Origin of the sequence: Microcoleus sp. D2_18a_B4 (assembly GCF_036702475.1) — a bacterium.
In the GTDB taxonomy this organism is placed as follows: Bacteria; Cyanobacteriota; Cyanobacteriia; order Cyanobacteriales; family Microcoleaceae; genus Microcoleus.
The window spans coordinates 51,766-62,785 of sequence record NZ_JAUBTL010000046.1 but is presented as its reverse complement, the minus strand read 5'-3'; the positions used below and the strand labels follow the sequence as shown (position 1 = coordinate 62,785).

Here is an 11,020-nt window from a genome sequence, read left to right as displayed (position 1 = left end):
CCGCCCGTCCTTTTTGGACGGGCGGGACGCCCATCCCACAATCTTGTGGAAGTTATTTAGGGTTCGCTGAATAAAAGCCCAAAGATTTACGAGGTTTGGGTTATGCGAGCGCACGATGGGCACTCAGGTGCAAGAAAAACAGGTAAAATAGATCAAAACCCGTGCATCACCATCTCCGAACCTGTACCGAAAAGCTGAGCTTGCTCCTTTCTCACCCTCCGACTTTGAACTCCCCTCCTGTGGAAGGTTGTCACCAGATAACCGTTGGGTAAAGATGGCCGAACTAATCCCGTGGTTAGAATTTGAGTCAGAATATGCTGAAAACTTCCCCACAGATATGGGAGCTCCTGCTAAATCTTTTCGGATGGCGTTGGGAGCATTAATTATCAAAGAGAAACTCGGGATTAGCGATCGAGAAACAGTAGAACAGATCCGTGAAAACCCCTATCTACAATATTTTATCGGTCAATCAACTTACAGCAATGAACTACCATTTGATCCCTCACTATTGGTTCACTTTCGTCAACGAATTAGTCCCAACCTAATTAATAAAGTGAACGAACGCCTGGTTGAAAAAATGCGAGAAATCACGCCTGTCAAACCCGAAAAAAAAAAGGATTCGGACGCCCAAAATGAGTCACCCAATCGCGGTAAGTTGATCGTAGATGCGACCTGCGCTCCAGCCGATATTAGTTATCCGACTGACTTAGGACTATTAAACAGAGCCAGGGTTCACACCGAAAAAATTATAGACATTCTGTATAAACCGCTCAAAGGTCAAATCCCGAAAAAACCTAGAACCTACCGTAATCTTGCCCGAAAAGATTACTTATTAATAGCCAAACAAAGAAGACCATCCCGAAACAAAAAAAGACAGGCAATTAAAAAACCACTTCAATATATCAAAAGAAACCTCGCTCATCTTGAACAGCTAATCGAGTCAGGTGCGACCCTCGAACGCCTGAGCAAAAAGCAATATAAAACCTTGCTAGTCCTCACAGAAGTCGCTCGCCAACAGCAATGGTTATTTGATAACAATAAACAGAGCATTGAGGATAGAATAGTAAGTTTAAGCCAACCCCATATCCGTCCCATAGTCAGAGGAAAAGCCGGAAAAAGCGTAGAGTTTGGAGCCAAACTATCAGCGAGTTGCGTTGAAGGATATGTATTTTTATACCGGATGAGCTGGGATAACTTTAACGAATCAGGGGACTTAAAAGCACTCTTTAGAAGCATATCATAGGTTCACAGGATATTATCCAGAGTCAGTTCATGCAGACCGCATTGATCGTACAAGAGAGAACCGAGCTTGGTGCAAAGAAAGAGGAATTAGAATTAGTGGCACGCCCCTAGGAAGACCACCAGTAAATCTGAGTAAAGAAAAAAAGAAGCAAGCCAAAGAAGATGAGGGTATTAGAAATGCAATTGAGGGGAAGTTTGGTCAAGGTAAACGCAGATTTAGCCTTGATCGCATCATGGCAAAACTTGATAAGACTTCACAGACAGCTATTGCTATCACTTTTTTAGTCATGAACCTTTCTACCTGGTGGCGCCGGGTTTTTTGTGTGTTTTTATGCCGTTTCGGGAAAACAATCCCTGTTTTTGGGCTTAACATAATCGGCGCTTATAGTTCACACAAAATGAGACAGGAAAAACTGATCTTTAACTCGCCTTGAATAGATCGATCGCTCCTGCTCTTGGTTTGCGATCAATTATTCAGCAAACCCTATTTAATTCTCATTCCTTATTTTGCCTGAGTCTGAGTTAGATGCGGTGTTTAGCGTTAATTGCTTCGTAGTTCGATCGGGCGGCGGGCTGCCCCATTGCTGCGATGGGAATTTGGATGCAGGTAAAGATAGCTAGGAAAAAGAGCGATCGCTTGAGAGTTGATTAGTTCATTAGGCTTCAGATTGTGCCAGAAACTTTTGTCTCCGAGATGCGAAAGCCGCCAAATCTGCCTCGGTGAATTGAGTTTGCTGCCATGAGGGGCGGGCAAGCAGTCGATCGCACCAAGCTTGAATTTTTGGATAACCGTCTATGGATACACCAACCTGCGACGACAGCAAAGGCACGACGGTACCGGCAGTACACTCGGCAAACGTCACATTGTTGCTACCGAAAAAAGGGCGATCGTCCAACAAACCTTCAAAAAATGCCAGCACAGTATTGACTTTTTCCTTAGCCTTTTCTATTGCTTGAGGTTCAGGATTTCCCCAGCCCATTTTTTCGCTGATGAGGGGGGAAAGGGCCGGCCCAAGTTCGTTAATCGTGACCAATTCTACCATTTTCACAACTGCCAAATCTTGCGGTTCTTTCGGGAGCATTGCCGGTTCGGGATACTTCGTTTCTAGATAGTCAAGAATTGCCAGAGACTCGAAGACGGTGAAGCCATCATCGACCAAAACAGGGATGCGGTGAAAAGGATTCATTGCCACAAATTCCGACTGCAAGTGATCGCCGTCCAAGTGGATTTCTATTAATTCAAAATCGAGGTTTTTTTCTAAAAGGGCGATCCACACGCGGCGGGAGTTGGTGGAAATGGGAGTGTGATAAAGTTTCATAGCTGGTGGGGGTAATTATTGAAAGGTAATATAGCAATCCTAAATCAGTTTCAATAACTGGTTAACTGGTTCCCAGGCAGAGCCTGGGAACCGATGTCCAGAGGCTCTGCCTCGGCCCAGACTATGGAGGCAGAGCCTCCGGATATGCGTTACCAGGCAGAGCCTGGTAACGAGTATAAAAACTAAATTAAAATTCCCTTAATTCCTTAATATCTGCCGAATTTCGCTGCTGCTAATTGTGATGGTGGCTGACATTTACCTGATCTCTGCTCACCTTACGATTAATCAGTATATCATCCCCACCAACTTCTAAAGCTCCTTTAATTGGCTGATTATTGGCTAATAGTGACTTCCTGACGCACAGACGAGGTAATCGCCTCTACTAGAAATAATCGCTCACTAAGTGACAACTTCTGGGTTAATTCAACTAATTCTTGAAACGATATTTTTTGGGAGGTTTCTGAAAATTTATCATTCTGAGCTGGCGAAGAAACCTCACCATAACTTAAAGTTTTGACTGAAGTATTCTGCTCTAAAGTTGTCGTCATGTCTGCGTGGAGAAGCTCTAAAAATTTAATATCGTTCCCTAGATCGGCAGCCTCATCCTCATCTACATCTTCAATTACTTGCAAACGTTCTTGATAGGCATTGATTTGATGTTCAATGGCTTCTATAATAAACCTTAAATCTTTAAATGATAAATTCATGATACTTGCCTTGGTAAGAATAAACACTCATTTGCCGACTTGAGTTTAAAATCCCCAAAAGATTAGTTTTTTCGATGCAGGTAATTTGATATTAAAAAAGTAATCAAATATACTATTAATTATATTAGTAGGTTGGGTTTATCTACTTACACCCAACCTCCTTTTAACTTATTCTATTTTACAGAAAAATGTGCCTATGAGGTGAAGTGCCTCTTTGTATTTTTCTAGAGTCATCGGTCTACTTGGCTTGAATAACCAATGACCAGCACGGTCATTCACTAATTCCAATTCTGGTGGAATGTCAGTGCCGAATTCTAATTTATACCAATTTTTTCCTGACCCTGGACTCTCAAAGGTTGATATTCCTTCTGACGGAGATATTCCTCCTGACAACCTTCCTTCTTCTAAAGTAAGCATAACCCATAATTCATCTTGCTGTTCATAAACGGTAATATCTTTATTGGGTCTGACATTATCCATTCTAGGTGAACTAGCATTTCCCTGTCGATAGAGGGCAACGGGTGTTTTAGTCATAACTATTTAACTCCTCACAAGTTTTAACAAAAAACGCAGGGTTTGGCCTTTGGGTATGACCTTGCGTTTTGAATAAAAGGGATTGTGGATTGTGGGTTGAGCGAGATTGAGGAATTCAGGAATTGTGAATTGAGCGTTTAGTTAATTTCGCTTCAGAGTTAAAGTTATGCCTATGCTAAAAACCGTTACCAAAATAACAGGGCAGGCCCTAAAGCCCGCCCCATCAAACGATCGACTATCGATTAGTAATCGAAGTCGCCGCCGCCCATGCCGCCGCCAGCGCCAGCAGCAGCGCCATCCTTCGGTTCAGGCTTGTCAACGACGATGCACTCGGTTGTCAGCACCATACCAGCAATAGATGCGGCATTTTGCAGAGCAGAACGAGTCACCTTCGCAGGGTCAACGATACCAGCTTCAAACATATCGACAAACTCATTTGTCGCTGCGTTGAAACCAACGTTGAACGGCTTTTCTTTGACGCGCTCAGCAATCACAGCGCCATTCAAACCAGCATTTTCAGCAATCCGCTTCAGAGGAGCAGCCAGAGCCCGTGCCACAATCAAAGCACCGGTCAATTCTTCGCCCTTCAGGGTGCTGTTAGCCCACTCTTCCAATTGAGGAGTTAGGTGAGCCAAAGTTGTACCGCCACCAGGAACAATTCCTTCTTCTACTGCAGCTTTGGTAGCGTTAATCGCATCTTCAAGACGCAGTTTGCGATCCTTCATTTCTGTTTCGGTAGCCGCGCCGACTTTGATCACTGCGACGCCGCCAGCCAATTTGGCCAAACGTTCTTGCAGCTTCTCTTTGTCGTAGGAAGACTCGGTTTCGTCCATTTGACGGCGAATTTGTTCGCAGCGGGACTTGACGGCGGCTTCGTTACCTTCGGCAACAATTGTGGTGCTGTCCTTGGTGATGGTGATGCGGCGAGCTTTGCCGATCATGTCGAGCTTGGTGTTTTCCAGTTTCAAACCGGCATCTTCGGTGATTAGTTGACCGCCGGTCAATACGGCGATATCTTCTAACATGGCTTTGCGTCGATCGCCAAAACCGGGTGCTTTAACAGCAGTCACGTTCAACACACCGCGCAGTTTGTTGACAACGAGGGTAGCTAAAGCTTCTTTCTCAATGTCTTCTGCAATGATCAACAGCGGGCGGCCGGAACGAGCTACTTGTTCGAGCACAGGTACTAAATCTTGTACCAGAGCGATTTTCTTGTCTGTCAGCAAGATGAAGGGTTCTTCTAGAATCGCTTCCATCCGTTCGGTGTCGGTGACGAAGTAGGGAGAAATGTAGCCTTTGTCGAAGCGCATCCCTTCGGTGATTTCCAATTCGGTGGTCATAGACTTCCCTTCTTCCAGGGAAATCACGCCTTCCTTGCCCACCTTGTCCATTGCGTTAGCAATCATTTGGCCGACTTCATCGTCGTTACCAGCAGAGATGGAGCCGACTTGAGCGATGGCTTTGGAATCTTCTACTTGTTTGGCGTGTTCGGCAATTTTTTCGACCAAAAACGTGGTTGCTTTGTCAACACCGCGCTTGAGGGCGATCGCATTTGCGCCGGCTGCTACGTTACGCAGACCTTCTTTGACCATTGCGTGAGCCAAAACGGTAGCAGTTGTTGTACCGTCGCCTGCTGCGTCGTTGGTTTTGGAAGCTGCTTGACGGATCAGGGCAACGCCTGTATTTTCTACGTGGTCTTCTAGTTCGATTTCTTTGGCGATGGTAACACCGTCATTGACGATCTGAGGAGCTCCGAATTTCTTTTCGAGAACCACGTTACGGCCTTTGGGGCCGAGGGTTACGGCCACTGCTTCGGCCAAAATGTCCATACCGCGTTCGAGGGCGCGACGTGCATTTTCGTTGTAGATGATACGCTTAGCCATAGTTTTTGGGGATTTGAGGGTTTGAGATTTTGGATTGGGGATGATGGATTTTAGTCATTTGCCCCGTGTCATTAGTTGTTTGGCGGCGTTCGCTTTAAACTAATGACTGATGACTAAGGACTGATGACTAATGATTAATTAGTTAACGATCGCCAGAATGTCTTTTTCTGCAAGCAAGACGTATTCGTCAGTGCCGAGTTTGATGTCGGTGCCGGCGTACTTCGAGTAGAGAACTTTGTCGCCGACTTTGACTTCCATTTCAGTGCGGCTGCCGTCGTCATTGCGCTTGCCGGGGCCCACGGCCGCGACTTCGCCTACTTGGGGCTTTTCCTTAGCTGTGTCGGGCAGAAGGATGCCGCCGGCGGTTTTTTCTTCGCTAGCGCTTACTTTCACGAACACGCGCTCGCCTAACGGTTTAACGGTAGAAACACTCAGTGATACTGCTGCCATAAATAAATCTCCAGATTACAGATTGTCGTGAGTCAGTCGTCAGGGGTCACGATGAAAGCAACAGCGGACTACTTACAACTGACATATTAGCACTCTCGGCTCCTGAGTGCTAATTTAGCTTTAGTCAGGGGCGATCGCAACTTAGTTGTCAGTACGGGTTCCCGAACCGAGAATGAGTAGGAGGCAAGGAGAGGGGGAGAGGGGGAGAGAGGGAGAGGGGGAGAGAGGGAGAGGGGGAGAGAGGGATATGGGAGAGAGCCAGAAGCGAAAAAGCCCGGATTTCGACTGTTATGCCTTTAAAACTTGCCTCTTGCTTGCCCTCAATTTCTGAATTGTAAAAAACCTACCCTGGAGACGGGAGGGAGTGGGGGCTGTGATGATGACTTTCGATCGCTAACCAATTACTTTTGATTGATGAAGACAATGACAGAAAATAACGATGAATCTTGCAGCCAAGGCTTGAGCGCTTGCGTCCAAAGCCTGGGAATCCCTCAAATCGAGCGACATATTTTTATCTGTGCCGACCAAACCGTGCCCAAGTGCTGCGATCGGCAAGCCAGTCTGGAGGCGTGGAATTACTTAAAAAAACGCTTGCAAGAATTGGGGCTCGACAAGCCAAGTGCCACTCGACCAACCTGCGTCTTTCGCACCAAAGCCAATTGCCTGCGAGTGTGCGCGTCTGGCCCGATTATGGTAGTCTATCCAGACGGAGTGTGGTATCGCGACGTTACTCCCCCCGTCATTGAGAGAATTATTCAGGAACATCTCCTCAACTCAAAGGTCGTTCAAGAATACGCTTTCTTAACTCATCCTTTGCCTGTGCCTTCTGAAGCCCAGCCAAACATTTAATTATAGCGCTGTTAAAGTACAGGGTTATAATTAAATGTTAAGTTTCAAGGTTAAGGGTGAGAAATTTAGACGGTTGGGCGTCCGGGCGATCGCACCTGCTACAGCTCAATAAAACTGTAGTTAGGTTCTTGTCTTCCTTGTGCGGCTTCCCGTGTTCCTGGTGTTTCTCAAAAGGTACAGTAAAAAAAATCGATCGGAGGAACTGTGAAATTTTGTGCAAAAATTTCTCAGTGGCCGACACTAAGCAGGTTGCCAAACTACACTAGAAACAGTTAAATACGTAAGTAGGGAGTCTGCTTAAATTTCTCTATATCAGAAGTATCATTTAAAACCGGGGCATTAACCTGAAATTGAACCGATCGAGATTAAATATTTAACTTGGGCTCTGTTAGGGAATCTCCAATCAATCAAGGCTGATCTTGACAGGGCGATCGTCGATTACTGGTTTGGGCTGCGTTCCAGGTCGTAAGACATTCACAAACAGCCGTCAATTATAGGTTGGGAAGCGGTAATACCCGCCCCGCTTTCCCTCACCGCCATCCCTTCAGTCGATCGTCGTCCTCCACTCCCAGCCGGGCGGCGGGGGACTGACGGAAAAAACCGAAGTGAAAACAAGGAAGCGTGCGGGATACTTTAGCGGGAATAAACATGACAAAGGACAATAATTCAGGAGAGCAAAAACGGCTGATGCTGGTTGACGACGACCCCAACTTGATCTTGCTCGTCAAGGACTACTTGGAGTTTCGGGGTTACAACGTCATTACAGCAGAAAACGGCAGAGACGCTCTGGAAAAACTAGAACAAGAAGTTCCCGACTTGATTATCTGCGATGTGATGATGCCGGAAATGGACGGCTACACTTTAGTCAAACACATCAGAGAAGACCCGCGCACTAACTGGATTCCGGTTCTTTTCTTGTCCGCAAAAGGTCAAAGTTCAGACCGAGTAAAAGGCTTGAGCACTGGGGCGGACGTTTATATAGTCAAGCCTTTTGAACCAGAAGAACTGGTAGCCCAAGTGGAATCTTCTCTGAAAGCTGCCTCCCGCTTGATTCGCCACTCAAATCCCGGTATAGAGAGTGGCACAAAAATTAAGGCGCGCCGCAATGTCGAATTGACTCCCACTGAGTTAAAGGTGGTACAGTTGCTAGCGCAGGGTATGGCAAACCGCCAGATTGCAGACGTGATGAATGTCAGCCAGCGGACTATCGAAAGCCACGTCAGCAATATGCTGGGCAAAACAGGTCTGCACAACCGGACAGAGTTAGCTCGCTGGGCCCTTGAAAGCAAAAAGGCTTGAGCTGAGGTAGCCTGCGCTATGAAATCAGGGGAGCAAAATCTACTGCTATGCGCTGGGCGTATGCCTGCTTGGCGGTAGGGCGGTGGGCGCGGTAGTTTGAATGCGCCATTAACCTTGACACGGCAGCCGGTATTGAGTTACTAGGCGTATAGTTTGTGAGGGCCCCTCGCTCAAATGCAAGCAGGGTTAAAAGAACCCTCTGGCGGTAGAGCCGAAAATATGAAATACTGGGGAGATGGAGTTTTCTGAAGTTTAATCTATTGCCTCAGTTAGCTCCATGTTGCTAAAATGTGATATTTAGATTAACTTCTTTCTACAATTATTAGGTCTAAGTTTCTATGACAAACTTAATGAACCGCCTTTCTATTTTTGTGGACGGGAACAATATGTTCTACGCTCAACAAAAGAACGGTTGGTTTTTTGATCCTCGCAGGGTGCTCGAATATTTCAAAACTTCGCAGCCGAATGTCATCTTGATCAATGCTTTCTGGTATACGGGTCTAAAAGACCCCCAAGATCAAAGGGGATTTCGAGATGCCTTGATCAGTCTGGGTTACACGGTTCGCACTAAGATTCTTAAGGAATATTACGACGATGCTTCGGGCAGATATTCTCAAAAGGCTAATTTAGACATTGAGATTGTGGTTGATATGTTTAATACGGTGGATCAGTACGACCAAGTTGTACTTTTTAGCGGGGATGGGGATTTTGAGCGGGCGATCGAGCTGCTGCGATCGAAAAATACTCATATTACTGTGGTATCCACCGAAGGAATGATTGCGAGAGAGTTACGAAATGCTACAGATAGGTATATAGACCTAAATGAAATTAGGGAACATATCGAGAAAATGGATTATTAGTCATTAGTCATTAGTCATTAGTTATTAGTCATTAGTCATTAGTCATTAGTCATTAGTCATTAGTCAGCAGTCATTAGTCAGTAGTTATGGGTTATGGGTTATTAATTATTCGTTATTGGCGCGAAACACGGGACTGGTGACTGGGGACTAATTGCCCAGAACAGGGGACAAGTAAAAATCAGGAAAACACTTTTTTAGAGCTATGAAAACTCAACCAAGTCAAGACCGGATTATTATTTTCGATACGACTTTGCGGGACGGAGAACAATCTCCGGGTGCATCTCTGAATGTGGATGAAAAGCTGACTATTGCCCGCCAGTTAGCGAGATTGGGCGTGGATGTGATTGAAGCGGGTTTCCCTTTCACCAGCACGGGAGATTTCGAGGCAGTCCAAAAAATAGCCCGATCGGTTGGCACGGAAGGTGGGCCGACAATTTGCGGTTTAGCAAGGGCGAGAAAGCCGGATATTAAAACAGCAGCCGAGGCTCTGAAACCCGCCGTAAATGCGCGAATTCATACGTTTCTGGCTACGTCTGATATTCACTTGGAGTATAAGCTGAAAAAGACGCGGGCTGAGGTTCTGGAAATTGTGCCGGAAATGGTGGCTTACGCTAAGTCTTTTGTGGATGATGTGGAGTTTTCGCCGGAAGATGCTTGTCGATCGGAACCGGAGTTTTTGTATCAGGTTCTAGAACGGGCGATCGCAGCCGGTGCGACTACTGTTAATATTCCCGATACTGTCGGCTATACGACTCCGAGCGAATTTGGGGCTTTGATTCGCGGAATTAAGGAAAATGTGCCGAATATCGATCGGGCAATTATTTCGGTTCACGGTCACAATGACTTAGGATTGGCTGTTGCTAACTTTTTGGAAGCTGTGAAAAATGGCGCCAGACAGTTAGAATGCACGATTAACGGGATTGGCGAACGGGCGGGAAATGCAGCTCTGGAAGAGTTGGTAATGGCGCTTTACGTGCGACGCCAATATTATAATCCGTTCTTGGGCAGGCCTGCGGATTCTGAGGAACCGCTGACAAATATTGACTCGCGCCAAATTTACAAAACTTCCCGCTTGGTTTCCACTTTGACGGGGATGTTGGTGCAGCCAAATAAGGCGATTGTCGGGGCAAATGCTTTCGCTCACGAGTCGGGAATTCACCAAGACGGGGTGCTGAAAAATAAGCTGACATACGAGATTATGGATGCTGAGTCGATCGGCTTAACTGAAAATCAAATCGTGCTCGGTAAATTGTCGGGGCGCCACGCTTTCCACACTCGCTTGAAAGAGTTGGGTTTTGAAATGGCCGACGATGAGCTAAATAAGGCTTTTGTCAAGTTCAAAGATTTAGCGGACAAGAAAAAAGAGATTACTGATTGGGATTTAGAGGCGATCGCCAATAACGAAGTGCACCAAGCACCGGAACTTTTCCGCTTAGAATTGGTGCAAGTTTCCTGCGGCGACAAATCTCGCCCGACAGCAACTGTCACTGTGCGGAATCCGGCGGGCGAAGAATTGACCGATGCTGCGATCGGCACTGGGCCTGTGGATGCGATTTACAGGGCAATTAACCGGGTGGTAAACGTACCGAACGAGTTGATCGAGTTTTCTGTACAGTCGGTGACAGCGGGCATAGATGCGATCGGCGAAGTAACAATTCGCTTGCGCCACGAAGGCAAAGTATTTTCCGGTCACTCGGCAAATACCGACATTATCGTAGCGTCCGCAGAAGCATACATCAGCGCTTTAAATCGCCTGTATCAGGCATTGCAGCATACTACGGAAAAATCCTCGGAACAGCCAACTCCGATCAGAAATGAAGTTGTTGCAGAAGCACAGCGCTGATAAATTTCTTGTCAGCCCTTTTTCTTGAAACAAA

Annotated in this window: 10 protein-coding genes; 5 read left to right on the top strand and 5 right to left on the bottom strand. The window is 46.2% G+C overall.

All coding sequences use genetic code 11. The annotated features are described in order from the left end of the window. The first annotated feature begins 181 nt into the window (after window positions 1–181). Window positions 182–1,676 (top strand): IS5 family transposase gene (locus QUB04_RS23300; protein WP_333288006.1). Its coding sequence is split into 2 segments (ribosomal slippage): window positions 182–1,222 and window positions 1,224–1,676, totalling 1,494 coding nucleotides; the frame shifts between segments, so codons are not numbered across the junction. 222 nt (window positions 1,677–1,898) lie between these two features. On the opposite strand, the gene QUB04_RS23295 is transcribed toward QUB04_RS23300, so the two are convergent. From QUB04_RS23295 to groES, 5 genes are all read right to left on the bottom strand, one after another. Beyond that, window positions 1,899–2,561 carry a glutathione S-transferase family protein gene (locus tag QUB04_RS23295; protein WP_333288001.1) on the bottom strand — a complete coding sequence of 221 codons (663 nt, stop codon included), beginning with the start codon at window positions 2,559–2,561 and terminating at the stop codon, window positions 1,899–1,901. 332 nt (window positions 2,562–2,893) lie between these two features. Continuing rightward, the gene (locus QUB04_RS23290) at window positions 2,894–3,268 is read right to left on the bottom strand and encodes a hypothetical protein (RefSeq protein ID WP_333287999.1); all 375 of its coding nucleotides are present in this window, start codon (window positions 3,266–3,268) and stop codon (window positions 2,894–2,896) included. A gap of 168 nt (window positions 3,269–3,436) precedes the next feature. Further along, a complete protein-coding gene (locus tag QUB04_RS23285) occupies window positions 3,437–3,802 on the bottom strand; it encodes a Tse2 family ADP-ribosyltransferase toxin (RefSeq protein ID WP_333287998.1) in 366 nt (121 codons plus the stop codon). A 242-nt stretch (window positions 3,803–4,044) separates the two neighbouring features. Then, a complete protein-coding gene (gene groL / locus QUB04_RS23280) occupies window positions 4,045–5,685 on the bottom strand; it encodes a chaperonin GroEL (protein ID WP_333130301.1) in 1,641 nt (546 codons plus the stop codon). 138 nt (window positions 5,686–5,823) lie between these two features. Beyond that, window positions 5,824–6,135, bottom strand: coding sequence for a co-chaperone GroES (gene groES / locus QUB04_RS23275; protein ID WP_006633072.1), 312 nt, complete (start codon window positions 6,133–6,135; stop codon window positions 5,824–5,826). A gap of 423 nt (window positions 6,136–6,558) precedes the next feature. Here groES and QUB04_RS23270 point away from each other — a divergent pair, with 423 nt between their 5' ends. From QUB04_RS23270 to QUB04_RS23255, 4 genes are all read left to right on the top strand, one after another. Continuing rightward, on the top strand, window positions 6,559–6,984 hold the full coding sequence (locus tag QUB04_RS23270; protein ID WP_333287996.1) for a ferredoxin: 426 nt from the start codon (window positions 6,559–6,561) through the stop codon (window positions 6,982–6,984). Window positions 6,985–7,632: 648 nt separating this feature from the next. Then, window positions 7,633–8,283, top strand: coding sequence for a response regulator transcription factor (locus tag QUB04_RS23265; protein WP_333287994.1), 651 nt, complete (start codon window positions 7,633–7,635; stop codon window positions 8,281–8,283). A 338-nt stretch (window positions 8,284–8,621) separates the two neighbouring features. Beyond that, window positions 8,622–9,143 carry a LabA-like NYN domain-containing protein gene (locus QUB04_RS23260; RefSeq protein WP_006633075.1) on the top strand — a complete coding sequence of 174 codons (522 nt, stop codon included), beginning with the start codon at window positions 8,622–8,624 and terminating at the stop codon, window positions 9,141–9,143. A 202-nt stretch (window positions 9,144–9,345) separates the two neighbouring features. Next, window positions 9,346–10,986 carry a 2-isopropylmalate synthase gene (locus QUB04_RS23255; RefSeq protein ID WP_333287992.1) on the top strand — a complete coding sequence of 547 codons (1,641 nt, stop codon included), beginning with the start codon at window positions 9,346–9,348 and terminating at the stop codon, window positions 10,984–10,986. Window positions 10,987–11,020 lie beyond the last annotated feature (34 nt).

Coding starts and splice junctions, on each gene's coding strand:
- QUB04_RS23295 (WP_333288001.1), bottom strand. CDS start 2,561: ATGAAACTTTATCACACTCCCATTTCCACCAACTCCCGCCGCGTGTGG.
- QUB04_RS23290 (WP_333287999.1), bottom strand. CDS start 3,268: ATGAATTTATCATTTAAAGATTTAAGGTTTATTATAGAAGCCATTGAA.
- QUB04_RS23285 (WP_333287998.1), bottom strand. CDS start 3,802: ATGACTAAAACACCCGTTGCCCTCTATCGACAGGGAAATGCTAGTTCA.
- groL (WP_333130301.1), bottom strand. CDS start 5,685: ATGGCTAAGCGTATCATCTACAACGAAAATGCACGTCGCGCCCTCGAA.
- groES (WP_006633072.1), bottom strand. CDS start 6,135: ATGGCAGCAGTATCACTGAGTGTTTCTACCGTTAAACCGTTAGGCGAG.
- QUB04_RS23270 (WP_333287996.1), top strand. CDS start 6,559: ATGACAGAAAATAACGATGAATCTTGCAGCCAAGGCTTGAGCGCTTGC.
- QUB04_RS23265 (WP_333287994.1), top strand. CDS start 7,633: ATGACAAAGGACAATAATTCAGGAGAGCAAAAACGGCTGATGCTGGTT.
- QUB04_RS23260 (WP_006633075.1), top strand. CDS start 8,622: ATGACAAACTTAATGAACCGCCTTTCTATTTTTGTGGACGGGAACAAT.
- QUB04_RS23255 (WP_333287992.1), top strand. CDS start 9,346: ATGAAAACTCAACCAAGTCAAGACCGGATTATTATTTTCGATACGACT.